The 25,803-nt window shown below is 66.8% G+C and carries 28 protein-coding genes and 1 tRNA gene; 17 read left to right on the top strand and 12 right to left on the bottom strand.

Annotation, left to right across the window (positions count from 1 at the left end; translation table 11 throughout):
* Positions 1 to 92: 92 nt before the first annotated feature.
* Positions 93 to 734 (top strand): pyridoxamine 5'-phosphate oxidase, encoded by a 642-nt coding sequence (pdxH, locus tag QLQ83_RS12905; RefSeq protein WP_282735926.1) that lies wholly within the window; start codon positions 93 to 95, stop codon positions 732 to 734.
* Between the two features lie 71 nt (positions 735 to 805).
* Here the strand turns inward: pdxH and QLQ83_RS12900 are convergent, their stop codons facing one another.
* Positions 806 to 3,553, bottom strand: a complete 2,748-nt coding sequence (locus QLQ83_RS12900; protein WP_282735925.1) for a bifunctional acetate--CoA ligase family protein/GNAT family N-acetyltransferase — start codon at positions 3,551 to 3,553, stop codon at positions 806 to 808.
* A gap of 110 nt (positions 3,554 to 3,663) precedes the next feature.
* Between QLQ83_RS12900 and QLQ83_RS12895 the strand changes: the two genes are divergently transcribed.
* Both QLQ83_RS12895 and QLQ83_RS12890 read left to right on the top strand, forming a co-directional pair.
* The gene (locus QLQ83_RS12895; protein WP_282735924.1) at positions 3,664 to 4,599 is read left to right on the top strand and encodes a histone deacetylase family protein; all 936 of its coding nucleotides are present in this window, start codon (positions 3,664 to 3,666) and stop codon (positions 4,597 to 4,599) included.
* Between the two features lie 164 nt (positions 4,600 to 4,763).
* Complete coding sequence (locus QLQ83_RS12890) at positions 4,764 to 5,399, top strand: helix-turn-helix domain-containing protein (protein WP_282735923.1); 636 nt, start codon at positions 4,764 to 4,766, stop codon at positions 5,397 to 5,399.
* 3 nt (positions 5,400 to 5,402) lie between these two features.
* Here the strand turns inward: QLQ83_RS12890 and QLQ83_RS12885 are convergent, their stop codons facing one another.
* On the bottom strand, positions 5,403 to 6,248 hold the full coding sequence (locus tag QLQ83_RS12885) for a formate dehydrogenase accessory sulfurtransferase FdhD (protein ID WP_282735922.1): 846 nt from the start codon (positions 6,246 to 6,248) through the stop codon (positions 5,403 to 5,405).
* A 95-nt stretch (positions 6,249 to 6,343) separates the two neighbouring features.
* Here QLQ83_RS12885 and QLQ83_RS12880 point away from each other — a divergent pair, with 95 nt between their 5' ends.
* The 11 genes from QLQ83_RS12880 to QLQ83_RS12830 all read left to right on the top strand — a co-directional run bounded on the left by QLQ83_RS12880 (position 6,344) and on the right by QLQ83_RS12830 (position 16,976).
* Positions 6,344 to 6,775 carry a DUF3305 domain-containing protein gene (locus QLQ83_RS12880; protein WP_282735921.1) on the top strand — a complete coding sequence of 144 codons (432 nt, stop codon included), beginning with the start codon at positions 6,344 to 6,346 and terminating at the stop codon, positions 6,773 to 6,775.
* On the top strand, positions 6,772 to 7,374 hold the full coding sequence (locus tag QLQ83_RS12875) for a DUF3306 domain-containing protein (RefSeq protein ID WP_282735920.1): 603 nt from the start codon (positions 6,772 to 6,774) through the stop codon (positions 7,372 to 7,374). The genes QLQ83_RS12880 and QLQ83_RS12875 overlap by 4 nt, the downstream gene beginning before the upstream one ends.
* A 103-nt stretch (positions 7,375 to 7,477) precedes the next feature.
* Positions 7,478 to 9,199, top strand: a complete 1,722-nt coding sequence (locus QLQ83_RS12870; protein ID WP_282735919.1) for a 4Fe-4S binding protein — start codon at positions 7,478 to 7,480, stop codon at positions 9,197 to 9,199.
* Positions 9,200 to 9,203: 4 nt separating this feature from the next.
* Complete coding sequence (locus tag QLQ83_RS12865; protein ID WP_282735918.1) at positions 9,204 to 9,806, top strand: TorD/DmsD family molecular chaperone; 603 nt, start codon at positions 9,204 to 9,206, stop codon at positions 9,804 to 9,806.
* Positions 9,807 to 9,888: 82 nt separating this feature from the next.
* A complete protein-coding gene (locus QLQ83_RS12860; RefSeq protein WP_282735917.1) occupies positions 9,889 to 10,092 on the top strand; it encodes a twin-arginine translocation signal domain-containing protein in 204 nt (67 codons plus the stop codon).
* A 26-nt stretch (positions 10,093 to 10,118) separates the two neighbouring features.
* A complete protein-coding gene (locus QLQ83_RS12855) occupies positions 10,119 to 12,974 on the top strand; it encodes a molybdopterin-dependent oxidoreductase (protein ID WP_282735916.1) in 2,856 nt (951 codons plus the stop codon).
* A 10-nt stretch (positions 12,975 to 12,984) separates the two neighbouring features.
* Positions 12,985 to 13,599: a formate dehydrogenase FDH3 subunit beta gene (gene fdh3B / locus QLQ83_RS12850; protein ID WP_106231288.1), complete on the top strand. Its 615-nt coding sequence runs from the start codon at positions 12,985 to 12,987 to the stop codon at positions 13,597 to 13,599.
* Positions 13,600 to 13,611: 12 nt separating this feature from the next.
* Complete coding sequence (locus QLQ83_RS12845; RefSeq protein WP_282735915.1) at positions 13,612 to 14,670, top strand: formate dehydrogenase subunit gamma; 1,059 nt, start codon at positions 13,612 to 13,614, stop codon at positions 14,668 to 14,670.
* 93 nt (positions 14,671 to 14,763) lie between these two features.
* Positions 14,764 to 15,087, top strand: coding sequence for a DUF1244 domain-containing protein (locus QLQ83_RS12840; protein WP_282735914.1), 324 nt, complete (start codon positions 14,764 to 14,766; stop codon positions 15,085 to 15,087).
* Entirely contained in the window at positions 15,084 to 15,605 is a 522-nt protein-coding gene (gene moaB / locus QLQ83_RS12835) for a molybdenum cofactor biosynthesis protein B (RefSeq protein ID WP_282735913.1), read from the top strand. Before QLQ83_RS12840 ends, moaB begins: the two co-directional genes overlap by 4 nt.
* A 162-nt stretch (positions 15,606 to 15,767) precedes the next feature.
* Positions 15,768 to 16,976, top strand: a complete 1,209-nt coding sequence (locus tag QLQ83_RS12830; RefSeq protein ID WP_282735912.1) for a molybdopterin molybdotransferase MoeA — start codon at positions 15,768 to 15,770, stop codon at positions 16,974 to 16,976.
* Here the strand turns inward: QLQ83_RS12830 and QLQ83_RS12825 are convergent.
* From QLQ83_RS12825 to QLQ83_RS12795, 7 genes are all read right to left on the bottom strand, one after another.
* The gene (locus QLQ83_RS12825; protein ID WP_282735911.1) at positions 16,963 to 17,550 is read right to left on the bottom strand and encodes an acyl carrier protein phosphodiesterase; all 588 of its coding nucleotides are present in this window, start codon (positions 17,548 to 17,550) and stop codon (positions 16,963 to 16,965) included. The genes QLQ83_RS12830 and QLQ83_RS12825 overlap by 14 nt on opposite strands.
* Positions 17,551 to 17,560: 10 nt before the next feature.
* Positions 17,561 to 17,914 (bottom strand): TusE/DsrC/DsvC family sulfur relay protein, encoded by a 354-nt coding sequence (locus QLQ83_RS12820; protein ID WP_282735910.1) that lies wholly within the window; start codon positions 17,912 to 17,914, stop codon positions 17,561 to 17,563.
* Complete coding sequence (gene tusB, locus QLQ83_RS12815; protein ID WP_282735909.1) at positions 17,914 to 18,204, bottom strand: sulfurtransferase complex subunit TusB; 291 nt, start codon at positions 18,202 to 18,204, stop codon at positions 17,914 to 17,916. The genes QLQ83_RS12820 and tusB overlap by 1 nt, the downstream gene beginning before the upstream one ends.
* 21 nt (positions 18,205 to 18,225) lie before the next feature.
* The gene (gene tusC / locus QLQ83_RS12810; RefSeq protein ID WP_282735908.1) at positions 18,226 to 18,600 is read right to left on the bottom strand and encodes a sulfurtransferase complex subunit TusC; all 375 of its coding nucleotides are present in this window, start codon (positions 18,598 to 18,600) and stop codon (positions 18,226 to 18,228) included.
* A 20-nt stretch (positions 18,601 to 18,620) separates the two neighbouring features.
* Positions 18,621 to 19,013: a sulfurtransferase complex subunit TusD gene (gene tusD / locus QLQ83_RS12805; protein ID WP_282735907.1), complete on the bottom strand. Its 393-nt coding sequence runs from the start codon at positions 19,011 to 19,013 to the stop codon at positions 18,621 to 18,623.
* Between the two features lie 69 nt (positions 19,014 to 19,082).
* Positions 19,083 to 19,751 (bottom strand): Bax inhibitor-1/YccA family protein, encoded by a 669-nt coding sequence (locus QLQ83_RS12800; RefSeq protein WP_133634050.1) that lies wholly within the window; start codon positions 19,749 to 19,751, stop codon positions 19,083 to 19,085.
* A 79-nt stretch (positions 19,752 to 19,830) separates the two neighbouring features.
* A complete protein-coding gene (locus QLQ83_RS12795; RefSeq protein ID WP_282735906.1) occupies positions 19,831 to 20,301 on the bottom strand; it encodes an NUDIX hydrolase in 471 nt (156 codons plus the stop codon).
* A gap of 124 nt (positions 20,302 to 20,425) precedes the next feature.
* Between QLQ83_RS12795 and QLQ83_RS12790 the strand changes: the two genes are divergently transcribed.
* Positions 20,426 to 20,515, top strand: a tRNA-Ser gene (locus QLQ83_RS12790).
* 96 nt (positions 20,516 to 20,611) lie between these two features.
* Here QLQ83_RS12790 and QLQ83_RS12785 read toward each other — a convergent pair.
* Positions 20,612 to 21,262 carry a metallophosphoesterase gene (locus tag QLQ83_RS12785; protein WP_282735905.1) on the bottom strand — a complete coding sequence of 217 codons (651 nt, stop codon included), beginning with the start codon at positions 21,260 to 21,262 and terminating at the stop codon, positions 20,612 to 20,614.
* A gap of 89 nt (positions 21,263 to 21,351) precedes the next feature.
* Here QLQ83_RS12785 and QLQ83_RS12780 point away from each other — a divergent pair, with 89 nt between their 5' ends.
* On the top strand, positions 21,352 to 21,906 hold the full coding sequence (locus tag QLQ83_RS12780; protein ID WP_282735904.1) for a YaeQ family protein: 555 nt from the start codon (positions 21,352 to 21,354) through the stop codon (positions 21,904 to 21,906).
* 28 nt (positions 21,907 to 21,934) lie between these two features.
* Here QLQ83_RS12780 and QLQ83_RS12775 read toward each other — a convergent pair whose 3' ends face one another.
* Positions 21,935 to 23,641 (bottom strand): potassium/proton antiporter, encoded by a 1,707-nt coding sequence (locus tag QLQ83_RS12775; RefSeq protein ID WP_282735903.1) that lies wholly within the window; start codon positions 23,639 to 23,641, stop codon positions 21,935 to 21,937.
* 161 nt (positions 23,642 to 23,802) lie between these two features.
* Between QLQ83_RS12775 and QLQ83_RS12770 the strand changes: the two genes are divergently transcribed.
* Positions 23,803 to 25,026, top strand: coding sequence for an ABC transporter substrate-binding protein (locus tag QLQ83_RS12770; RefSeq protein WP_282735902.1), 1,224 nt, complete (start codon positions 23,803 to 23,805; stop codon positions 25,024 to 25,026).
* On the opposite strand, the gene QLQ83_RS12765 is transcribed toward QLQ83_RS12770, so the two are convergent.
* Positions 25,023 to 25,802, bottom strand: coding sequence for an alpha/beta fold hydrolase (locus tag QLQ83_RS12765; protein WP_282735901.1), 780 nt, complete (start codon positions 25,800 to 25,802; stop codon positions 25,023 to 25,025). The genes QLQ83_RS12770 and QLQ83_RS12765 overlap by 4 nt on opposite strands.
* Between the last annotated feature and the right edge of the window lies 1 nt (position 25,803).

Below are 25,803 nucleotides of genomic sequence, written 5' to 3'. Positions count from 1 at the left end.
CTTAGCCGAAAATATCTACCGCCCGGCTCGCACGGGGTATTGAGCTCGACCCGGCGAGCGGCGACCATGGCACAAAATCCGAGGAGAAGGTCATGACACGCAAGATTGCCGATATACGGCGCGACTATGAAGGCGGCCAGCTCGACGAGTCCGCTACCCCCGATGAGCCCATGGTGCTGTTCGACGAGTGGCTGACTCTGGCGCTGGAGGCCGAGGGGGACGACGGCAATGCCATGACCCTGGCCACCGCCGACAGCCAGGGCCGCCCCCATGCCCGCATCGTGCTGCTCAAGGGCATCGACGACCAGGGGCTGGTCTTCTACACCAACTACCACAGCCACAAGGGCAGTGAACTGACCAACGTGCCCCACGCGGCCCTGGTCTTCTGGTGGCCCGCGCTCTCCCGCCAGGTACGGGTCGAGGGGCGTGTGGAGCAGGTCGCCCCAGAGGAGTCGGATGCCTACTTCGCCTCGCGCCCTCGTGGCAGCCAGCTGGGCGCCTGGGTGGCCACCCAGAGCGTGGTGATCCCGGATCGCACCTGGCTCGCGGAGCGCGAACTCCGCTTCGAGCGCGCCTACGAGGGGCAGGAGATTCCCCGTCCCATCCACTGGGGTGGCTACCGGGTGATCCCCGACATGCTCGAGTTCTGGCAGGGCCAGCCGAGCCGACTCCACGACCGCATCCGCTACGAGCGGCGAGACGGCAGCTGGCACCGCTTCCGCCTGGCGCCCTGAGCCGCCGCCCATTATCCCGATTGCACGGTCCCCCCACTCGGCGGGGACCGTCGTCCTTCCCGGCGCCCGGCTCAGTCCGGCAGGCTCTCGAGGCGGTGCCTCTGCCAGTCGCTTTCCGGCTCGTTGAGCCGCAGTACTGCATCCACCACCTGCTCCTCCATGTTGTAGCGCTGCTTGAAACCCAGGTGCTTCATCAGCGCCCGCATCGGGTGGTTGTCGACCATGATCTTGCCGATCATCTCCAGGGTGCCCACGCTCCTGCAATAGCTGATCATCTTCTTCATCAGCAGGCTACCGATGCCCAGCCCTTGAAGGTCGTCACGGATGATGACAGAGAACTCGGTGCGGATATTGTCCGGGTCGTTCCAGACGCGGACCACCCCGAGCATCTCCTTGCTGCCGTCATCGCGAAGGTGCTCGGCGATGAAGGCCATCTGCCGGTCGTAATTGATGTGCGAGAGATTCGACAGGTCGCGCTGGGTCAGGTCGGCCTTGTTGTGGAAATAGCGAAAGCGAATGCTCTCCTCGGAGAGCTGCTCGTGGAAACGGGTGATCAGCGGCGCATCCTCGGCCCGGATCGGGCGAACCTCGACCTGCCAGCCGTTCTTGAGCGTCACCCACTCCCGCAGCTCCTCGGGATAGGGCATGATCGCGAAGCGCGCGGGGGGGCCGAGGTCCATGGCGAAGTCCACCGCCACCACGCCATCGCGGTTGAGCAGCAGCGGGTTGAGCTCCAGGCCGCGCAGCTGAGGCAGGTCGCTGGCCATCTGTGACAGCTTGACCAGCAGCTCGCAGAGCCGCTCCAGGTCACGCTCGGGATGGCTGGAGTGTTCGCGGATCAGTCGGGCCGCATGGGTGCGCCCCACCACGTCCGCGGCCAGGCTCATGTTGAGCGGGGGCAGCGCCACCTGGCGGTCAGCCAGGATATTGACCTTGTAGCCGCCGATGCCGAACACGATCACTGGGCCGAAGATCGGATCCCGGGTGATGCCGGCGCACAGCTGCATCGAGTGCTTGCCGCGCTGCATGGCCTGCAGGCAGTACTCGCGGATCGCGAAGTCCGGAAACTTCTCCTTCACCTTGTCGTGCAGGCGACCCACGGCCTCGGCGACCTGCTCAGGACTCGCCAGGTCCTGGACCAGGCCGGCGGAGATCTTGTGCGGGTGCTGGCGATAGCGGAAGGGGCGGCAGTTGCCCTCGTGGACCACCTTGAGGGCCATGGGGCCCTCGAAGGCGGTGGCTGCCTCGGCGGCCTCATCGGGAGTCTGCGGATAGCGGCTCGTCGCCACCGGGAGCCCGTAGGCTTCCAGCACCCGGGAGGTCTCGGAGTGCGACAGGCACTCGCGTCCCGCCTCGCGGGCCTCCTCGATCAGCGACCGGCAGCGCCGCCGGATCTCCGGGGTGGTGGCGAAGGGCAGGCTCGGGGGAATCTCCTGGAGCAGCGCCTGCACCCGCTGATAGTCGACCATGTGCATGAAGGCCTTCACCGCCTTCTCCGGGGAGATGTAGGTGGGAATGCCGGCCAGATTGCACTCGTGGCGCGCCGACAGTGCCTCCTCCAGCCCCATCCAGCTGGTCAGCAGGTTGCGACGGAAGCGCTTGCGTGCGGCGATGATTGCCTGGGCGGTGGCCTTCGAGGGGGCCTGGCGGGTCGGGGCATGGACGACCAGCACGGCATCCGCCCCGGGATCGGCCGCCACGATCTCCAGGGCCTCGACGAGTCGCTCCGGGGTGGCATTGCCGCCCAGATCCACCGGGTTCTCGCCGGGCTTGCTCATGTCGAAGGAGCCGCGGCGCAGGGCCTCTCGGGTCTCCTCGCTGAAGCGTGCCAGCTTGCCCCCGGCGTTGATCAGCTTGTCGATGGCCAGCATCGCCGGCCCCAGGCCATTGGACACGATGGCCAGGCGATCCCCTTTGAGGGGTTTCATGCGCGAGAGCGTCTCCAGGGCATCGAACAGTTCGTCGGAATCATCGACTCTCACGACCCCCGCCCGCGCGAAGGCCGCATCGAAGATCTGGTCACGATTCGCGACACCTGGCGTCGGTGGCAGGCCGGAAATGTCGGACTCCGCGGTACGGCCGCTCTTGATGGCCAGCACCAGGCGATTGCGCGAGGCATCGCGCAGCGCGGTCATGAAGTGCTGAGAATCCATGATGCGCTCGAGGTGGAGCAGGATCGCCTGGGCAGGCGAGAACTGGTTGATGTAGTCCATCAGATCGGGCAGCAGGACGTCGACGCTATCCCCCACCGTGAGCAGGTGTGAGAAGCCGATGCCGCGGCCGGCGGCCCAGTCGATCATGGCATTACCGAGCATGCCCGACTGGCCGAGATAGGCCACGCGACCGGCCTTCACCGGCTGGCTGGCATAGGAGGCGTTGAGCTTGCGTCCCGGGACGATCAGCCCCATGCATTCGGGCCCGAGAACGCGGATGCCCGATTTCCTGGCGGCGCCGAGCATGCGACTGCGAATCGAGCCCTTGTCGCCATGCTCATCGTCGAGATGGGCACCGCCCGACAGCACCAGCGCCGCCTTGACGCCGAAGCGCCCGAGCCTTTCGATCAGGCCCGGTACCGTCTCCACCGGTGAACAGATCACCGCCAGGTCCGGCACCTCGGGCAGCTGCGATACCCGACTGACACAGGGCATCGAGAAGACCGCGTCGTAGCCCTTGGGATTGACTGCCCAGATGCTGCCGGCAAAGCCGCCTTCCCGGAGGTTTCGAATCACCAGCCCGCCCATGGAGTGGGGCTTCTCGGATGCCCCGATCACCGCGATGGACGCGGGCTCGAAGAAGTGTCGCAGGAAGCGGGTACTCAAGCGGAATCCTCCCTGAAGGTAGGTGGCCCTTCATTGTGTAAGACTTATTGACACTGTCCTGCAAGCGGGCGTCACGATTAAGGTGACCTCAGTCACTTCGGAGCCAGTGCATGATTACCGCCTACATTACTCACCCCGACTGCCACTTGCACCATATGGGCCCCGAACATCCCGAGAGCCCGCTGCGGCTCGATGCCATTCGGGCGAGGCTGATGCTGTCTGGCGTGCTGCAGCAGACCATGCAGTCCGAAGCCCGGGAAGCGACCGAGGAACAGCTCGCCCGGGTACACCCCCTTCGCCACCTGCGGGCCCTGGACAAGTGTGTGCCGGAACATGGCATCGTCACGCTCGACAGTGACACCATGATGAACCCGGACAGCCTCAAGGCGGCAAGGGTGGCCGCAGGGGCGGTGGTGCGAGGCGTCGACCAGGTGTTTCGCCACCAGGCCGACAATGTCTTCTGCGCGGTGCGCCCCCCGGGACACCATGCCGAGGCCACCGATGCCATGGGCTTCTGCTTCTATAACAACGTGGCGGTGGGTGCGGCCCATGCCAGGGCCAAGTACGGGGCTCGCAGGATCGCCATCCTCGATTTCGACGTGCACCAGTGCAACGGCACCATCGACATCTTCAAGGGTGACCCCGAGGTGCTGGTCTGCACCAGCTTCCAGTTCCCCTTCTACCCCTGGCGCTACCTGCGCAGCGAGTGGCAGAACGTGGTCAACACGCCGTTGCCCGCCGGGACCGACAGCGCCGCCTTCCGCCAGGCGATCGAGGACGACTGGCTCCCTGCCCTGCATGCCTTCAAGCCGGAGATCGTGCTGCTCTCGACGGGGTTCGACGCTCACCGTGAGGACCCCATGGCGGAGCTCTGCCTGGAGGACGAGGACTATCACTGGATCACCCACATGGCGCTGGAGATCGCTGCACTCTACTCGGATGGCCGGCTGGTATCGGTACTGGAAGGCGGCTATGACCTGGACTCCCTGGGCCGTTGTGCGGAGGCGCACCTCAAGGCCCTGCTCGGGCTGCCTTTCGGCGATTGACCCGGCTGTTTCCCTGTCCCGGGAAACAGCCGGGAAACTCACCTTCGTCCTTGCTTTCCCGTCGATCGCCGTCGCCCTCTGGCATGACGGGGTCGCGGGCGTGGGGCCGCAAGCAGCGACTGTGGTAGGCTTGGGGAAACCTCGTTTCCGATAGTGAACAGCGCATGACCGCCACCACCGATCAGGACGCCGCCCTGCGCATCGCCGCCGGCCGCAAGCCCTTCGTCGAACCGCTGCGCCTCGGCGAGCGCCTCAAGGAGATCCGCCTGGCGCACCACTGGACCCTGGAGGACGTCAGCCAGCGTACCGGCCTGGCTCGCTCCACCCTCTCCAAGATCGAGAACGATCAGATTTCTCCCACTTTCACGGCGGTGCAGAAGCTGATCAATGGCCTGGGCATCGACTTGCCCCAGTTGCTCTCGCCACCCAGGGTCCAGCCCCGCACCATGGGACGACGCGACCTTACTCGCCGGGGCGAGGGTCAGCGCCACCCCACCCCGACCTACGAGCACGAGCTGCTCAGCTGCGAGCTCGCGCAGAAGCGCATGATTCCCTTCAAGACCATCGTTCGGGCTCGCGCATTCGACGAGTTCAGTGAATGGGTGCGCCACGACGGCGAGGAGTTCCTGATGGTGCTCGACGGCGAGATCCTGCTCTACACCGAGTACTACGAGCCGCTGGCGCTGGTCAGCGGCGACAGCATCTACTTCGACAGCGCCATGGGCCATGCCCTGGTCTCCGTGAGCGACGCCGATGCCGTGGTGCTGTCGGTCTGCACGCGGGGCGAGGGCAGCGCCTGAGGCTCAGGCCCGTACCCGATCCCCGGGGCGCCGGGCGGGGACGGCATCGAGCTCGAGCCGGCCCATGCCATGGATCGCCTGGAAGTGGCGCCCCTTGGCGCGGGCGATCAGCAGCACGCCGAAGCGCTCGGCCAGCTCCACCCCCTTCTGGGTCACGCCCGACCGCGACACCAGCACCCCGATTCCCATCTGCGCCACCTTGAGCACCATCTCCGAGGTCAGCCGGCCGGTGGTGTAGAAGATGTCGGCATCGGCACTCTCCGATGCCAGCAGCCACTGGCGGCCGGCCAGGGTGTCCACGGCATTGTGCCGCCCCACGTCCTCGACGAAGTCCAGCACCGCCTCCTGCCGGCACAGCGCGCAGCCGTGCACGGCACCGGCACTGCGGTAGGTCTCGTTGTAGGCGCCGAGGTTGTCGAGCAGCTGGTAGAGCACCGACTGGCGCAGCACGGTGGCTGGCAACGGGCGCAGCGAGGTCGCCTCGAGCAGCCGGCCGAAGACCGTCCCCTGGCCGCAGCCGGTGGTCACGGTGCGCTGGCCCAGCCGCTCCTCAAGGTCCTCCGGCAGGTGGCGGGTGACCACCGCGGCCGCCTCCACCTCCCAGTCCACGTGCACCACCTGGAGGTCCCGCCGGTCGGCCAGCAGCCCCTGGTTGCGCAGGTAGCCGACCACCAGGGCCTCGGGGTCGGCGCCCAGGGTCATCAGGGTAACGATCTCCCGCTTGTTCAGGTAGATGGTCAGGGCCCGTTCCGCGGCGATGGCCTGCTGCTTGGCCTCGCCGAACTCGTCGAGCACCTCGATCTCCAGGGTGGCAGGCAGGCGTGCCCGGCTCAGGCTGATGTCGTGCATCCACGGCTCCTCGACAGAACGTTGATTGACGATGATGGCATTGTCTCTGCCTACTGTCTTTACTACCTAGAGACAAGGCTGGAGCAATACATCCCATGTCCTCAATCAGCAGCTCTCGCTCCCTCAGTTTCGATGTCGCCGGCGAGTCGCTCGCCATCAAGGGCTTCACCACGACCCGCTGGGGGATCATCGACCTCTCGCCCGGACACGCCGGGCCTCTTACCCTGAACCTGCAACTCTACATGACAGAGCGGGCCGCCTACCGTTTCAACTTGACCAGCGCCACCCCTCGCCTGTTCGTGCAGGCCGGTGAGGCCGGTGCCAGACCCACCCCCACGGCCATTTCCGCCAGCCAGGATGTGGCCGCCGGCTGGCTCGATGGCGAGCATCGGGTGCTGGAAGCCGACATGCCGCTGGCGATACAGGCCTGGATCGAGGCCTACCTCGCCCATCATGGCGAGGCCCCTGCGGAGGGGCGCAAGAAGAAGCGCAAGGGGGCCGGGCGTGCCCGGGAGATCGAGGCATGAGCCGGTTCGAGAGATGGTCCCGCCTGAAGCGAGGCGAGCTAGCGTCATCGGAGACTCCACTGCCACCGAGGGGGGCCGAGGCACGGGAGGACGATGCGCCAGACCGCGAGCCGCTGGAATCCGATCATACCGAACGAGATACCGCTCCGTCCGGTTCGCCTGCCCCCGGCAGCCTTGATCACACCCTGCCCGACCCGGAGGCCCTCCCCCCCGGCAGCGACATCAAGGCCTATCTCGCCTCCGGGGTCAGTAGCGGCCTGCGCAAGCGCGCCCTGCGGCGCCTCTTTGCCGCGGACCATTACGGCATCCGTGACGGCCTCGATGACTACGACCATGACTACCGGGAGAAGCTCCAGCCCCTGGCCGGCGAGGTGGCCGAGCGGTTGCGCAACTGGACCCGGCGGCAGCTGGACGAGGACGAGGCCCCGCAAGAGCATGCCTCGGAAGTCAGCGAAGCGTCACCCCCCGACACCGAGTCGGCAGCCACCGGACAGGTGAATGCCGATGACGATACGGCCATGGCCTCACGAGAGCAGGACGAGGACGAGGTTCGCGAGAATCTGACGAAAGAGGCCGGTCGCCCGAGCGGCGCACCTTAGACCAAGGGAGCGTATGCAAGCGGCACCGATTCGACCAACACTGATAAATTAGCACTTAACAACAAAAACAAGTTCAACCTACGCAACCCGACCGTGAGACTGCATGAACCAGCGAATCGATATCATGCCGGTGGATGACGACCGCAACCGGCAGGCGCGGGAGGCGGCACGCCAGCGTGTCTCCTGGCCGGTCAATCTCACCCCGGCCAGCGTCGGCTACCACAGCGAGGGGCATGCCCTGGTGCTCGGCAACGAGCGCGACGTCCGGCGAGCCGCCCGTGCCCTGCACGACCGGGGCCTTCCTCTTCCGACCCTGCTCTTCACCGAGCCGATGGCCGACGGCGAGATAGACGAGGAAGACGAGGAAGACGAGTCGCTGCTGGCCGACACCGCCGGCATGACCAGCCAGCGGCTATCCCGGGCCCAGTCCCGTACGCTCGGCATCGATGGCTACCTGGGGCACTTCTCGGTCCACCTGGCCGACGAGGACGGTACGCTCGACCTGGCTTGGGCACTGGTCGACCGCGAGCATTTCGATCTCGTCCTCGACCTGGGCGAGACCCCGGTGCTCGCCCTCGAACTGCCTCCGCCCGGTTATGTCGCCCTCTCCTGGCATGCCCCGCAGCGCGACGACCAACTGGAGGCGCTTGCCGGTCTGGTCGGCGAGTTCGACAAGCCGCGCTACTTCCAGATCGACAATGCCCTCTGCGCCCATTCCGCCAGCGGTAACACGGGCTGCACCCGCTGCCTGGAGGTCTGCCCGGCCGATGCCGTCCACAGTCACCAGGGCCGTATCGATGCCTGGATCGAGATCGACCCCTTCCGCTGTCATGGCGTCGGCAGTTGCAGCAGCGCCTGCCCTACCGGGGCGATCCAGTTCCGTCTCCCGGAGACCGCCCGCCAGCAGGAGACGCTGCTGGCCTGGCTCGCTGCCTACCGCGAAGCCGGCGGCGCGGCACCGGTGGTGCGCTTCGCCGAGGCCGGCGACCTGGCAGGGGAAGACGCCGCCGCGGGCCATGTCCTCGATATTCCCCTCGAGGAGCTGGGGGCCGCCGGTCACGACCAGTGGCTGACCGCTCTGGCCGGCGGTGCCGCCGAGGTGCGCATCCAGTGCCGAGCTGGAATGCCCGAGCGCCTCACGGCCTTCATCGACGACCAGCTCGCCCAGACACATGCCCTGCTCCACGCCCTCGGCCACTCGCCGTCACGGGTGGTCCGCCTGATGGCCGGTGACGAGGCCGCCCGAGACGCCCTGCCGGGCGAGGCGCCGCTGGAAGGCGAACCCCTCGTGTTTACCGAGCACAACAAGCGCGATCGCCTCGATAGCGTGCTGGCCCACCTGGAGCGTCTCGGCCATCCCGATGGCCATCGCCACGCGATGCCGGCCGGCGCCGCCTATGGCGGCCTGGCGGTCAACGGCGAGGCCTGCACCCTGTGCCTCTCCTGCGTGTCCAACTGCCCCACTCCGGCACTGGCCGCCGGCGACGACCGCCCCCTGCTTAGCTTCCGCGAGGCGGACTGCATCCAGTGCGGGCTCTGCGCCGAAGCCTGTCCGGAGGATGCCATCACCCTGGTGCCCGGCTTCCTGGCCGACGCCGGGCGACGCGAACGCCGGGTCCAGCACGAGGAGGCCGCCTTCCCGTGCATTCGCTGCGGCAAGCCCTTCGCCACCGCGAGCACCGTCGCGACCCTCAAGGCCAAGCTCGCCGACCACCCCTACTTCGCCGGCGATGCCCTGTCGCGCCTGGAGATGTGCGAGGACTGCCGGGTCAAGGATGTCTGGCAGGCCATGGCCCGCGACCCCGAATCGCAGCTGAAGGTATGACGCCATGAACGAGTTGAACGAGCGCGACGCCCTGCGGGCCGATGTCTACCGGCTGCTGGCCCGGCTGCTGCGCGAGGCGCCCGATGCCTCGCTGCTCGAATGGCTGGCCGGGCTGGAGGTCGAGCAGGACGGCACCCTGCTCGCCGAGCGCTGGGCATCGCTGGTCGCCGCCGCGGGCGAGGCCACGGCCGATGACCTCGCGCGGGCCCACTTCCGCCACCTGATCGGGGTGGTGCAGGGCGACATCACGCCCTACGCCTCCTGGTACCGCAACGGCGAGCTGATGGACGCGGCGCTCGTCGCCCTGCGCCGCGATCTCAAGGCACTGGGCTTCCAGCGTGCCGAGCACAGTCGTGACCCGGAGGACCACCTGGCCGCCCTGTGCGAGGTGATGGCCATGCTGATCGAGGCCCGATCCGTGGCCGAGGCGCGCTTCTTCATGACGCACCTCGCCCCCTGGGCGTCGCACTGCCTGGCGGATCTCGGCCGGGTCGACACCCCCTTCCATGCGCACCTGGGCCAGCTCGGCCAGGCCTTCATCGAAGAGGAGTCCCGGCGACTCGAGGCCGAGTCGCTAGAGGATCCCGTCAGGATCGTCGAACCCTGACGCCTCACACCGGACCGTGATGCCACAACCATAACAGGGCCCGGCAAGGGCCGCAGACAGCATGAGTAGAGGAGACATCCCCATGCCCACCACACGCAACCCGCAGCGCCGGCGCTTCCTCAAGACGCTAGGCATCGGCACCGCCGCCGCCGGAGCCGCAGCAGCGGTCGGCCACGTCACCCTGGCCCAGGCCGACGCCAAGCCGGCGGCGAAGGAGGCCGAGCCCTCCCGCGAGTACCGGGAAACCCCTCACATCCGTGCCTTCTACGCCACCCTGCGTGACTGACGGCCCCGAGCCAGGAGAGCGATGCCATGCGTCTGACACCTAGATCCGATACCCCGAGGGCCGGCGGGCTGGGCATTTCCCGCCGCCAGTTCCTCAAGCGCAGCGGGGCCACCACCGGCGGGCTGGCCGCCGCGGGCTTCATGGGGGCCCCCATGATGCAGCGCACCGAGGCGGACGAGAAGACCGCCTGGTCCGATGCCCCGGTGGAGACCAGGCGGACCGTCTGCTCCCATTGCTCGGTGGGCTGCGGCGTCTACGCCGAGGTCCAGGAGGGCGTCTGGACCAGGCAGGAACCCGCCTTCGACCATCCGATCAACCGCGGCGCCCACTGTGCCAAGGGCGCCTCGCTGCGTCAGCACGGGCACTCGAGCCGGCGCCTCAAGTACCCGATGAAGCTGGTGGGCGGCGAGTGGCAGCGGCTGAGCTGGGAAGATGCCATCGAGGAGATCGGCAGCAAGGTGCTGGAGCTGACCGAGGCGAATGGCCCGGACAGCATCTACTGGCTGGGCTCGGCCAAGTTCAGCAATGAACAGGCCTACCTGATGCGCAAGTTCGCGGCCCTGGCCGGGACCAACAACACCGACCACCAGGCACGCATCTGCCACTCCACCACCGTGGCCGGGGTGGCCAACACCTGGGGCTACGGGGCGATGACCAACTCGCTCAACGACATCCAGAACAGCAAGTCGATCATGTTCATCGGCTCGAACCCCACCGAGGCGCACCCGGTGGCCATGCAGCACATCCTGCTGGCCAAGGAGCGCAGCCAGGCGCACATCATCGTCGTCGATCCACGCTTCACTCGCACCGCGGCCAAGGCCGACAGCTACGTGCGGATTCGCCCCGGGTCCGACGTGGCCTTCATCTGGGGCCTGCTGTGGCACATCTTCGAGAACGGCTGGGAGGACCAGGAGTACATCGACCAGCGCGTCTACGCCATGGACGAGGTGCGCGACGAGGTGGCCCAGTTCCCGCCCGATGTGGTCGAGAACATCACCGGCGTCTCCGAGGAGGCGATGCTTGACACCGCCCGGCGCCTGGCCGAGAACCGTCCGGGTTGCGTGGTGTGGTGCATGGGCGGCACCCAGCACACCACCGGCAATAACAATACCCGGGCCTACTGCATCCTCGAGCTGGCACTGGGCAATATCGGCAAGTCAGGCGGCGGGGCGAACATCTTCCGTGGCCATGACAACGTCCAGGGCGCCACCGACCTGGGCCTGATGTCTCACTCCCTGCCCGGCTACTACGGCCTGGCCGAGGGCGCCTGGAAGCACTGGGCCCGCGTCTGGGACCTGGACTACGAATGGCTGAAGGGACGCTTCGACCAGGCCGAGTACGCCGACGGCCAGCCGATGAATTCCAGCGGCATCACCGTCTCGCGCTGGATCGACGGCGTGCTCGAGCAGGAAGAGGACATCTCCCAGCGGACCCGGCTCAAGGCGATGTTCTACTGGGGGCACGCGGTCAACTCCCAGACCCGCGGTCCCGAGATGCAGAAGGCCATGCAGCAGCTCGAGATGATGGTCATCGTCGACCCCTACCCCACCGTGGCGGGGGTCATGCATGACCGCCAGGACGGCGTCTACCTGCTGCCGGCGGCTACCCAGTTCGAGACCTACGGCAGCGTCACCGCCACCAACCGCTCCATCCAGTGGCGTGACAAGGTGATCGAGCCGCTGTTCGAATCCAAGCCCGACCACGAGATCATGTATCTGCTGGCCAGGAAGCTGGGCTTCGGTGACGAGCTGGTCAAGAACTTCGAGATGAATGGCGACGAGCCGCTCGTCGAGGACATCACCCGGGAGTTCAACGCCGGCATGTGGACCGTGGGCTATACCGGCCAGAGCCCGGAGCGACTCAAGGCCCACCAGCAGAACTGGCACACCTTCAGCTTCCGCGATTTGCGCGCCGAGGGCGGCCCCGCCGACGGCGACTACTACGGCCTGCCCTGGCCCTGCTGGGGCACCGCCGAGATGGGCCACCCCGGCACGCCGATCCTCTACGACACCAGCAAGAAGGTGTCCGAAGGCGGGCTGACCTTCCGTGCCCGTTTCGGCATCGAACGTGACGGCGAGAACATCCTCGCCGACGGTTCATTCAGCGAAGGCTCCGAGCTCGAGGATGGCTACCCCGAGTTCACCGATGCCATGCTCAAGGACCTCGGCTGGTGGGATGACCTGACCGAGGAGGAGAAGGCCGAGGCGGAGGGCAAGAACTGGAAGACCGACCTCTCCGGCGGCATCCAGCGCGTGGCGATCGCCCACGAGTGCGCCCCCTTCGGCAACGCCAAGGCGCGCTGCAACGTCTGGACCTTCCCCGACCCCATCCCCAAGCACCGCGAGCCGCTCTATACCAGTCGCCGCGACCTGGTGGCCGACTACCCGACCTGGGACGACGTGGCCTCCCACTACCGCCTGCCCACCCTCTACAAGACCATCCAGGAGAAGGACGTCACCGGGGACTACCCGATCATCCTCACCTCCGGACGCCTGGTGGAGTACGAGGGCGGCGGCGAAGAGACCCGCTCCATGTCCTGGCTCGCCGAGCTGCAGCAGGAGATGTTCGTCGAGATCAACCCGGCACTTGCCAACGACCTCGCCATCGCCGAGGGCGACATGGTGTGGGTCGAGGGTGCCGAGGGCGGCCGTGTCAGGGTCAAGGCGCTGGTCACCCCGCGGGTCGCGCGAGAGGTGGTGTTCATGCCCTTCCACTTTGGCGGCATGTTCCAGGGCGAGAGCCTGCACGACCGCTATCCGGAAGGCTCGGCACCCTATGTGCTCGGCGAGGCGGCCAACACCGCCACCACCTACGGCTATGACTCGGTGACCCAGATGCAGGAAACCAAGTGCACCCTGTGTCGCATCGAGAAGGCAAGCTGAGGAGAACACCATGGCCACTATGAAGTTCATGTGCGACGCGGAGCGCTGCATCGAGTGCAACGGCTGCGTCACCGCCTGCAAGAACGCCAACGAGGTGGAATGGGGAGTCCAGCGCCGTCGCGTGGTCACCCTCAACGATGGCGAGCCCAGCGAGGTCTCCATCTCGGTCGCCTGCATGCACTGCGACGATGCGCCCTGCATCGCCGTCTGCCCCACCGAGACCCTGTTTCAGCGCGATGACGGCATCGTGCTGCACGACAAGGACCTGTGCATCGGCTGCGGCTACTGCCTCTACGCCTGTCCCTTCGGCGCCCCGCAGTTCCCGAAGCAGAATGCCTTCGGCGAACGGGGCAAGATGGACAAGTGCACCTTCTGCGCCGGCGGGCCGGCGGAGACCAAGGAGGAGGAATACCAGAAGTACGGGGCCAACCGGATCGCCGAGGGCAAGCTCCCACTGTGTGCCGAGATGTGCTCGACCAAGGCACTGCTGGCCGGCGATGCCCAGGAGGTCGCCGATATCTTCCGCCAGCGGGTCGTCCAGCGGGGACACAAGGATGGCGGCTGGTCGGGCAACCCCAGGGCCGACGCCGATTCCCTGGCCTACGATGCCACCCAGCAGGGGTAAGGAGGTCATGTCATGAGTAAATCCACTCCCTGGCAGGCGCTGTGGCGACTGCCCCTGCTGGTGCTGGCCCTCGTGGCCAGCCTGGGGCTTGCGCAGGTCGCCCTGGCCCAGGCCGACCCCGATCGGGAGGCAGCCACGGCGGTCCCGGCCCTGGACGCCGATGCCTGGCGGCAGATCAAGAGCGGCGAGACCGGACCCAACTATCGGGACAGTCGCTTCGATTCCGACTACAACCTGATCAACGCCAGCGGCGAGACCTGGCGTCAGCTCCGTGAGCGCTGGGTCTCTCCCTTCGGAGTGATCGCGGTGGTGGGCATGATCGTGGTGATCGCCCTCTTCTACCTGGTGGTCGGCCGCAAGAAGCTCGACGAGCCGCGAACGGGGCGCAAGCTCTTGCGCTGGTCGCTGGTGGTCAGGTCCCTGCACTGGACGGTGGCGAGCCTGTTCATCCTGCTCGCCCTCACCGGGCTCAACCTGGCCTATGGCAAGGCCGTCTTCCGACCGATCTTCGGCGATGGCTTCTGGGCGGCGATGATGTCCGGGACCAAGCTGATCCACAACTACCTGGGCCCCCTGTTCGGCATCCTGCTGGTGATCCTGCTGCTGCGCCTGCTGGCCCACAACATTCCCCGCAAGCATGACCTGGACTGGTTCGCCAAAGGAGGCGGCCTGGTCGGCAAGGAGCATCCTGATGCGGGCTTCGCCAACGCCGGCGAGAAGGTGTGGTATTGGCTGCTCGCCACCGCCGGCATCGCGGTCATCGTCAGCGGCCTCGTGCTGGACTTTCCCAACTACGGGCAGGCCCGCGACACCATGCAGTGGGCCAACATCATCCATGCCGTGGGCGCCTTCGGCCTGACGGCGGTAGCCTTGGGCCACATCTACATCGGCACGCTCGGCACCGAGGGCTCCTTCGAGGGCATGGCCACCGGCTACGTGGACGAGACCTGGGCCAAGGAGCATCACAACCTCTGGTACGAGGAGGTCAAGGACCAGGCCATTCCCGAGGAGCAGCTGACGGCCGGCCGGGCACACCCGCAGGGCGACGAGCCGGCACCTCGCTCCGGCTGAGCGTTGGCAGGGACCCGTCCATTGACACCGCCTACGGGCGGTGTCTTTTGTTAAGCTGGTGCGACAGACGACACGCCCCCGGAGGAGCCCGCCATGCAGCATCTCGACGACGCCACCCGCACCGAACTCGAGGCGGCCGCCTTTCGCCGCCTGCTCCGCCACCTGGACGAGCACAAGGAGGTGCAGAACATCGACCTCATGATCCTTGCCGACTTCTGCCGCAACTGTCTCTCCAAGTGGCTGGTGGCCGCCGCCGACGAGCGCGGCACCGAGCTCGACTACGACAGCGCCCGGGACTACGTCTACGGCATGCCCTATGCGGAGTGGAAGGCCAGGTACCAGCAGGACGCCACCCCCGAGCAGATGGCCGCCTTCGAGGCGCGCCAGGCCGCCAAGCAAGAGCAGCAGCAAGGATGAGCGAGCCGATGATTCCCCTCTCCATCGCGGTACTGACCATCTCCGATACCCGCAACGAGGAGACCGACCGCAGTGGCCAGGCCCTGGTCGAGCGCCTCACCGCTGCCGGCCACGTCCTGCACGAGAAACGCATCGTGCCCGACGATGTCTACCGCATCCGTGCCGTGGTGGCCGGCTGGATCGCCGATCCTGAGACTCAGGTGATCCTGACCACCGGCGGCACCGGCTTCACGGGCCGGGACTCCACGCCCGAGGCGGTCTCGGTACTGCTCGACAAGCAGATCGAAGGATTCGGGGAGCTGTTCCGACACCTTTCCTGGCAGGAGATCGGCAGTTCCACCGTACAGAGCCGCTGTCTCGGCGGACTGGCCAACGCCACCGTGGTGTTCTGCCTGCCGGGTTCCACCGGTGCATGCCGCACCGCCTGGGACGGCATCCTGGCCGAGCAGCTCGACAGCCGACACAAGCCGTGTAACTTCGCGAATCTCGTCATCCCCGAACGAGGCCAGCATGTCTGAAAGGATCACCAAACGTCACAAGCCATGTCACTCTCTACACGTTCAGGCGAATCTCGTCATCCCCGAGCGAGGCCAACATGTTTGAGACCATTCGCAGCCGACACACGCCATGCCACTCCCTACACGTTCAGGCCAATCCCGAGATCCCCGAGCGAGGTCAGCATGGCTGAGCTGCAATCGGTCGAGGCGGCACTGGCGGCACTGCTTCGTGACGTGGCCACGACACCGCCGGAACCCCTTCCCTGTGACGAGGCGGCGGGCCGCGTTCTTGCCGAGGCCATCGAGGCCCGGCTGGACGTGCCGGCCTTCGACAACAGCGCGATGGACGGCTATGCCCTCCACCACCGGGATGCCGGCAAGCGACTGGCCGTCTCCCAGCGTATCGCGGCGGGCTCGCCGGCCACGCCCCTGGCGCCCGGCACCTGCGCACGCATCTTCACCGGGGGCGAGATCCCTCCGGGAGCCGACTGCGTGGTGATGCAGGAACGCGTCGAGGTGGAGGCCGATCTGGCCGCGATACCCCCCGATATCCCGGCCGGCGACAATGTTCGCCGCCGCGGGCGTGATGTCGCGTCAGGCGATCTCCTGCTGCCTGCCGGCGAGCGGCTGGAGGCCGCGGCGCTGGGCCACCTGGCCGGCCAGGGCATCACCGAGGTGGTGGTGCGCCGCCGACCCAGGGTGGCCCTGCTCTCCACCGGCGACGAGATCGTCGACCCGGGACAACCCCTTGCCGCGGGACAGATCTACAACTCCAACCGGGCGATGCTCAGGCGGCTTCTCGAACGCTTCGGCGCGGAACTGACGCGGGTCGCCTCGATTCCCGATGATCCCGTGGGAACCGGCGAGACGTTGCGCGCCGCCGCCCTGGAGGCCGACCTGGTGATCAGTACCGGGGGCGTCAGTGTCGGCGAGGAGGATCACGTCAAGGCTGCCCTGGCCTCACTGGGCCAGCTGGACCTGTGGCGACTGGCGATCCGCCCCGGCAAGCCCCTTGCCCTGGGCCGCCTGCCGGGGCGGGAAGGTCGAGAGGTTCGCTTCGTCGGTCTGCCCGGCAATCCCGTCTCCTGCTTCGTCGGGGCCTGGCTGTTCCTGCGTCCCCTGCTGGGTGCCCTGCAGGGGTGCCCGGCACTTGCGCACCTGCCCTGCCTCCCGGCACGGGCGGAGTTCTCCACGCGAACCGGCCCGCGACGCCATTACATGCGCGTAGGACTCGAGTTCGGGAGAGACGGAATCGTGGCCCGGGCCTTCCGGGACCAGAACTCCGGTGTGCTGTCCTCCTGCATCAGCGCCGATGCGCTGGCGGTGATTCCGGCCGAGAGCCGGGTCGAGCCAGGTGATCCGGTCGACTGCCTGTGGCTCAGGGTCGACTGACAGGCCCATCGTGCGGGGCAACCTCCAAGGCATCGTTGACCGCGGGCCAGAGCGTCGCGAAGTCCCGGGCGAGTCGTTCGTAGTCTTCCTCCAGCCAGGGCACCAGTTCGGCCAGCCGGTTGGGCCCCGAAAGGCGCCGACCGATCCCCTCGATGGCACGGCATGTGAAGGCGAAATCGGCATAACGGTTGAGCCAGTCCTGCTCCACCAGGACCGGCATCATCGCCGCCAGCCGCGCCGGGGCGGGCCGCGTCGCCAGCACCCGATAGCAGCGATGGACCAGCCAGCGCCGCTCGTCGCTCTTGAGCGACCGTGCCGCGAAGTGGTCCCAGACCAGATCCAGGGCGATGCCGGCATAGCGGCGCTGCCTGCGGGGCGATCGCTCAAGCACGGCCGAGACCACCGGATGGCCATCGACGAAGGCATCCACCCGTCGATGGTGGCGAATGCCGGCGGCCTGCTCGGCGCTCCAGGTCGAGAGGTCCGCGCCCTTGACCCCGTCGGCGATCAGGTTGCCATAGAGGAAGTCATCGGTGCCGCCCCGGGCGAGCCAGCCATGTGCAAGGAAGTTCACGGTCGGCGGCTCACAGGCAATGGGTGGGCTTGGGCAACCCGGCGAGACGGGCGGCCACCTTGGCCGGACTGCCCGGGAAGAGGCGCATCAGGTGGATGGAACGTCCCTTCGCCGGTCCCAGCGCCTGCCCCACCGCCTTGACCAGAGGACGCATGGCGGGCGCCATCTCGTAGCGGACATAGAAGTCGCGCAGCACCTGGAGGATCTCCCAGTGCTCTGCCGTCAGCACGATGCCCTCCTCATGGGCCAGGGCCTCGGCGACCTCCGGAGACCAGTCTCCCATGTCGACGAGATAACCTTCCGGATCGAGAGCGTATGTTTTTTTTTCAATGGTTAGATAACGGTATATTTCTGTGGTTGCCATCAGTACCAGCTCACCGTCCGTTCGGCTTCCTCGGTCAGGGTCACGAAGCCGTCCACGTCGACCACCTGCACGCTGGCGTCGCAGTGCCCGAGCAACCCCCGGGACTCCAGATCCTCCTTCAGGGCAAACAGACGCCCCTCCAGCCCAGCGTAATAACGCACCAGTTGGGGGAGCGCCCCCTGGACGCCATCCTCGATCAACAGCAGACGATCCTCCGGCGCCATGCCGGCCAGGGCCTGCTGATAGACCCGGCTGGTCGCCGGGGAGCGGTTCACGACATGCAACAGCATTGGCGCACTCCTTGCGTCTGGCTAGAAGGTCAGCACCAGGCGATGCCCGGAGAGGACACGCGCCAGTGCCGAGGGCGACAAGCACTCTACCTCGAGCATCAACTCGTCGCTCGAGAGGCCGAGACAGGACAGCCCCTGCTCATCCACCAGCAGGGTATCGATATCATACATCTCCAGCATCTCCAGCGTCGCGGCCGTGCCCTTCTGCCCCAGGGGGCCCACCTGCTGACCCTGCATCAGGGCCGTCACTCCCTCCCCCATGAACAGCAGGGAGACGCGGCGCCCGAAGGCGGCGGCGACCAGGGCGGCATCAAGGCCCTCCCTCAGCCAACTGCTGCCGTGGGGACCGTGTCGCAGGATGAGCAGCAGATCACAGTCGTCATGATGTTCTTGCATTGCGACTCCGTCGAACGCGCTCAAGGGCCGAAGGTGACCAGGCGGTCGCAGCGGGTGCCGAGATCGATCAGTTGGCCCAGCCCGGTCAGCTCGAAGGGGGCCTCCACGCTGATGCCGTCCTTGCCATGCCGGGCCGCTTCCCGTTCGTCCAGCAGGCCACGGCGCAACGCGGCGGCGATGCAGACCTGCAACGCTACCTGATGCTCGTTAGCCAGCGCCGCCCAGGCATCCACCAGGTGCGGTTCATCCTGAGGGGGCGCGGCCAGCCGGGCGGCATTGTGCACCCCATCATGGTAGAAGAACACTGCCTCGAGCCGGTGCCCTCGTGACACCAGGGCACGGGCGAAGCGCAGGGCGGAGTGGCTCGCCTGGTCACTGTAAGGGGTACCCATCAGCAGGATGGCATAGCGCATGGGGTCCTCCTGAAACAGCCTGGCCCCGCCGGAAGGCGGGGCCAGGAATCCGTGATGCGGCGGTGGCCGTCAGTCCTGACTCATGATCCCCAGGATGGAGAGCAGGCTGACGAACAGGTTGTAGATCGAGACGTAGAGGGTAATGGTGGCGAGGATGTAGTTGGTCTCGCCGCCCCGATGAACGATCTCGCTGGTCTGGTAGAGGATGGCGGCCGAGGCGAACAGCACGAAACCGGCCGAGACCATCAGCGACAGCGCGGGGATCTGCAGGAAGATGCCCGCTACCATGGCGATGATCAGCACGATGGCACCGGCCATCAGGAAGTTCGCCAGGAAGCTGAAGTCCTTGCGCGTGATCAGCGCCACGGCCGAGAGGCCGACGAAGGTCACCCCGGTCATGCCCAGCGCGGTCATGATCAGCTGGGCACCATTGGGCAGGGTGAGGTAGGCGCTGAGGATCGGCCCCAGGGTGAAGCCCATGAAGCCGGTGAAGGCGAAGGTGGACAGCAGGCCGATCGCCGAGTTGGCGGTCTTGTGCACCAGGAACATCAGGCCGTAGGCACCGATGAAGAACACCAGGATGTTCATCCGCTCGATGCCCATGGCCATGGCGGCACCGGCCGTCGCGGCGGAGAACAGCAGGGTCATCGCCAGCAGGCCATAGGTATTGCGCAGGACCTTGCTGGTACCGACAGCCTGGGTCTGCTGCCGTGTCATCTGCGTGTCTTGGTAAGCCATGGATCCGAAGCTCCCTGTGTAGTTGGTCTAGGCACTTGACCTAGAATGCCGCCAGAAGGTTCCCGACGCAAGAGACTGGCTAGTCGGGCTTCAACGCGCTTTCTGCGGACATCGCCTCGGCCAGCACCCGTCGCGCCACGCGAGAGGCCGAATCACAGACCTCCCCGTCATCCTGTTCGAGTGCCTCGAGGTCCATCCAGCGCAGCTCGGTGGCATCGTCGGCTGCCGCCTCCACCCCACCCTGCCACTCAAGCTGCACCACCACGATGACAAAATGCATTCTCAGCAGACCCGCATCATCGTGGTCGAACAGGTCGATGGCCGTCAGTATGCGACGGGGCGCCGCGAGCACACCGGTCTCCTCCAGTAGTTCCCTCGCCGCTGCCTGCTGGAGACTCTCGCCCGCCTCCACCTTGCCACCGGGTAGGGCCAGCATGCCCGCGCTGGGCGGGTTACGTCGTCGCACCATGAGGATGCGGTCACCCTTGATCACGGCGGCCGAGACAGCGGGGACCGGACGCACCCCGTCATTCGCGGTGGGGTCAAGCATGATGCTCTCCTGCAGTCACCGATCTCTCCATTGTGCCTCACCTCGTCATGAGAGGCCTAACATCTTGATCCCTAGGCGCTCTTGACCCGGCGGGGAAAGCTGGTAGTATACCCAACCGTGAGCCGGAGGGATGGCAGAGCGGTTGAATGCACCGGTCTTGAAAACCGGCGAAGGTGAGAGCCTTCCCAGGGTTCGAATCCCTGTCCCTCCGCCACTTCTTCTTTAGAATCAGGCGCCTAAGGGCGCCTTTTTCATGGGTGCGGCATCTTGACTGTCTTCCCGGGCAAGGCTTGCCATTGTCGTACCTCCCTCACCTCAGCAACTCGCGTGCATCGACCAGCGTCAGGCGGCCGGTACAGAAGGCCCCGGTATCGATGTAGTGGACGTTGCCCAGGGTCAGCGGCCGCTCCACGATGGTGTGGCCGACGACGACGGCGTCGACGTCCGCCACCGGCGTCTCGTCGCCCCGCTGAATACGGGAGCGCTCCCAGACCAGCGCTCGAGGGTCGGCCTCCTCGATTCGCGACCAGTCCGTCGGCGGTTCGGCGTGCACCATGCCGATGCGCTTTCCCTTGACCGTGACTTCGCGCGCAAGCGGCAAATGGCGAAGCGCCGCCTGCAGGACCCTCCGCGTCTCGCCCACCCCGCTCTCGACGACCCAACCACCGCCATTGATCATCCACAACGCCCAGGCGCTGCTGCCCTCGCCCTCTCGCAGCGCGTTGCTGGCCAATTCCTCATGATTGCCGCGCACGGCGTGAAACCACGGCATGAAGACGAGTTTCAGACAGTCGAGCGAATCGCCTCCCCGGTCGATGAGGTCGCCAACGCAGAACAGGCGATCCTCCGACTTGCTGAAGGCGACACCCTGCAAGACTTCCTGCAGCAGGCGGTACTGACCGTGAATGTCCCCCACGAAGAAATCGCGCCCCCTGATGTTCGCTTGGTGCCTGGTCAGCATGGTACGACCTCCTCATTAATCCCCCGACGCCGCCGACTATGTCATGATGGCAGGCCTTAATTTCCCCGACGGACGAGTGACTTGGTCAAATGGCGCTAAAGGCAACGATTCACAAGGTCCAGCTGCAGATCGCCGACATGGACCGGCACTATTACGCGGATCATGCCCTGACCGTGGCTCGTCACCCCTCGGAAACCGACGAACGCATGATGGTGAGGCTGCTGGCCTTCGCCCTGAATGCCGACGAGGCACTGGCCTTCGGTCGTGGCGTGAGCACCACGGACGAACCCGACCTCTGGCGCCAGGACCTGACCGGCACCATCGACCAATGGATCCAGCTCGGGCAGCCCGATGAGAAGGCCATTCGCCGCGCCTGCGGCCGGGCCAGGCAGGTCATCATCTACACCTACAGCGGCAACGGTGCCGCCATCTGGTGGGAGCAGATCGCCGGCAAGCTCGCCACCCTCGACAACCTGACGGTCGTGGATATTGACCCGGCCTCGGTGCAGGCCCTGGCTGCGCTGGCGACAAAGGGCATGACGCTGAGTGCCATAATGCAGGATGGTGGCGTCTGGCTGACCAGCCCGGATAACTCGGTGGAGGTTCACCTCACCGTACGCAAGTCCTCGATGGCACAGCGTTGAACGCGCCCCACCGCTATTCCATGCCGGCTCAGTAGAGCCGCAGCCCCACCCGAGTGACCTTGTTGCCGTCCATCTCGCTGACCACCCAGTGTATACCGTGCCAGTCCACGTCATCGCCCACCACCGGATGACCGCCGACCCGCAGGGAGATGAACTCGGCGAGCGTCATGTCCTGCTCGCCGGGGCTCAGGGTCAGGCCATAGGCATCGGCGATATCACGCATCTGTGCCTCCCCGTCGAAGGTGAAGGTCCCGAAGAAGGCCCGCTCGCGCTTGAGCTTGGCATCCCCGTTGAACAGGCGATTGAGCGCCGGCAGGTCGTCCGTGCGACCGATCACGCAGATCACGTCACCCAGCCGAAGCCGGGTGCTGCCCTTGGGATGGAGCATGGCGTGCTCGCGGAACAGTGCCGAGATCAGCGCCCCGGAGGGAAAGCGCAACAGCCGGATCGGTACGTCCTCGAGGTCGCCGTTCTCGACCTCATAGACGAACATCTCGTAGTCGTTCTCGGGCAGGATGCCCAGTGGCCCACGACGGTTCGGGGTGACGCTGGGCGGCAGCTCGACCTTCATGCGCCGCGCCATCCAGGGCAGGCTGCCGCCTTGTATCAGCAGTGACAGCAGCACCACCGCGAAGGCGACGTTGAAGTAGAGCGAGGCGTTCTCCACGCCGCCGATGACCGGGAAGATCGCCAGCACGATGGGCACCGCCCCGCGCAGGCCCACCCAGGCTATGAAGCCGATCTCCCGCCAGCGGAACTTGAAGAAGGGCTTCACGGCGACCAGCACCGCCAGCGGCCTGGCGATGAAGATCAGCGCCAGGGCGACCAGCAACGCGGGCAGCGCGTAATCGAGCATCTCGCTTGGCGTGACCAGCAGCCCCAGTACCAGGAAGAGGCCGATCTGGGAGAGCCAGGCCAGGCCGTCATGCACCGGCAGGATGAAGTTGAGGTGGCGGCCTGGGCGATTGCCGATCATCAGGCCTGCCAGGTAGATGGCCAGGAAGCCACTGCCCCCCAGCGCACTGGTCAGTCCGAAAACGCAGAAGCCAAGCCCCAGGGCCAGCAGCGAATAAAGGCCCGGGGCCAGGTCCAGCCAGCTCAGCAGGCGCGCACTCAGCCAGCCGATGCCCACGCCGATGACGATGCCCAGGCCGAACTGCTGCACGAAGAACAGCAGGGTCTCGCCCATCCCGCCGATCTCGCCGACCAGGACTTCCACCAGCATCAGTGTGAGGAAGATCGCCATGGGGTCGTTGGTCCCCGACTCGATCTCCAGCGTCGCGCCGACCCGCTCGTTGAGATTGACGCCCCGGCCACTGAGCATGGAGAACACCGCCGCGGCATCGGTGGACCCCACGATGGCCCCTACCAGCAGCCCCTGCACCAGGTTCAGGTCGAACAGCCACATGGCAAACACGCCCACCAGCGAGCTGGTGATGAAGACCCCCAGCGTGGCCAGGGAGAGCGCCGGTCGGAAGCCGACGCGGAAGGTCTTGAGGCGGGTGCGCAACCCGCCATCAAGGAGGATCATGGCGAGCGCCAGGTGGCCAATCAGAAACGCCAGTGAATAGTCGTCGAACTGGATACCCAGCAGCCCCTCCTCCCCGGCCAGCATGCCAAGACCCAGGAAGATCAGCAGCAGGGGGACCCCGGCCATCGAGGAGAGCCGGCTGGCGAGGATGCTCAGGGCCAGCAGGAAGCCGCTGAGCAGGAAGAGGCTGTTGATCGAATCCATGGCATCCTGCCTAGGCTGCGAGAAACCGGATTATCGCATGCAGCGCCGGGCACGGCGATTTCCGTTTGTGGCCATGTCTGGCCGCGGCCCGTGGGCAGCGGTTAAGCTTGCGCGGCACTGACGCAAGGCCGGGTAGCACGCATGGCAGGAGTCCAGTACCGATGATCACACCCGTTTTTCGGCGACCTCTCCGCTGGCGCCTGCTGCTGCCGGCAGCCGCCCTGCTGTCGACGCTACCCGCCGCGGCCGAGCCACCGGCCGCCGTCGTTGAGGCTCAGGAGGGCTTCCCGCCGCTGGGCACAGAGGTGATGGTGCCCGACCTTAAGGCCCTTGCCGACAAGGCGGCAAGGGAGGCCGCCCAGGCCGCCGCCTGGGCTCAGGTTCGCCGTCGCTACCGAGAGGCCCCGACCGGGCCCAGTGTCGACACGCCCTCGCGCCCCAGCATCCCGGCCATCGCCTTGCGCCCGGCAGAACCGATCGAGCCACCGCCGGCCACCTCGCTCAAGATCATGCTGGACGGCTATCCCAGCCCTCGCCATGCCGCCCTGTTCGTCGCCAGGGAGAGAGGCCTGTTTGCCAGCCGCGGACTGGAGGTGACCCTCGTGACACCGGCCGATCCGGACGTGCCCAGCAAGCTGCTGGCAGCGTCACGGATCGACCTGGCGGTGGCCCGCCAGCCACTGCTGCATCTCCAGGTAGATCGCGGCCTGCCGCTGGTCCGTGTCGCCAGCCTGATCGCCATGCCCTTGAGCGCCTTGGTAGTGCCCGAGGACGGGGCCATCGAGACCCCCGTTCAACTGGCCGGCTCGCGCATCGGCCATGCCGATATCGACAGCCGTGACGTGCTGCTGGCTGCCCTGCTGCGCGGCGCGGCGATCCGCGACGACGAGATCGAAACCGAGGCGCTGCACTTCCGGCTCGACGATGCCCTGCGCGAGGGGCGAGTGGATGGCGTTATCGGCGCCATGCGCCACCTGCTGCCGCGACAGCTCGCCGACGTGGGGCTGGCCACCCGCGTACTGCGCATCGAGGATCTGGGCATCCCGCTCCATGATGGCCTGGTGCTGCTCGCCAACCGCGACCACCTGGCACCGCAGCGGGATGCCATCCGCCGCCTGGTGGCGGCCATCGAGGAGGCCACGGCCTGGATCGCCAACCATCCGGACGAGGCCTGGTCATTGATAGCGAAAACGGAGCCGGCCCTGGACACCGCGGTCAATCGCGAGGCCTGGGAGATGGTCCGCTCGCGCCTTAACCTCAGCCCCGCAGCCCTGGATCAGGGCCGCTATCGCCGCTTCGAGGAGTACCTCTTCGAGGCCGGCCTGATCCGGGAGCGCCACCCGGCATCGCGACTGGCCATCGACCTGGGGGCGTCGCCCCGCTAGGCCTCCACGCGCTCGAGGAAGGCGTTGACCGCCGCCTGGAAGGCCTTGGGCTGCTCGGCGTGCAGCCAGTGGCCCGCCTCCAGGGTCTCGATCTCGGCCCTCGGCAGCACCTCGCGCAGCGCCGGCAGCATCTCGTCGGCCACATACCGCGAACGGGCACCGCGCAGCACCAGGGTCGGCCCCTCGAAGGCGCCCTCTCCCGCCGGCTCCCCCATGATCGTTTCGTAGTCGTCCTGGATCTCATCGAGGCCGATGCGCAGGCGCAGGATGCCCTCGTCGTCGCGCTCGAGGTTGGTGGCCAGGAAGAGGCGCACGGCGGACTCCTCGACATGCTCGGCGAGCAACGCATCGGCCTCGCGGCGATTGCTGGGCCGGCCCGCCTCGACGCGGCGCAGGGCGGCGAAGACGCTATCGTGGTCATGGCCATAGGCGAGCGGCGCGATGTCCGCGACGATCAGCGAGGCCACGCGGGTCGGCGCCAGCCGAGCCAGGCTGATCACCACCTTGCCGCCCATGGAGTGTCCGAGCAGGTGGGCCCTGGCTACCCCGAGCCGGTCCAGGAGGGCGAGGAGGTCCTCGGCCATGGCGTGGTAGCCCATCCCATCGACATGGGGAGAACGACCATGGTTACGCAGATCGACGGCAATTACCCGATGCCGGCGCTGCCACTGCTTGAGGTGGGAGCGCCAGTTGTCGGCGCTGCCGAGCAGGCCGTGGACGACCACCAGCGGGGTGGTGTCGCCCCCGGTGTCGATATAGTGGAGTTCGATGGGCATC

The sequence above is a fragment of the Halomonas rhizosphaerae genome (assembly GCF_030010555.1).
GTDB classification, from domain to species: domain Bacteria; phylum Pseudomonadota; class Gammaproteobacteria; order Pseudomonadales; family Halomonadaceae; genus Halomonas; species Halomonas rhizosphaerae.
Note: the sequence above shows the minus strand (reverse complement) of the source record. Positions and strands in the feature narration are given on the sequence as shown.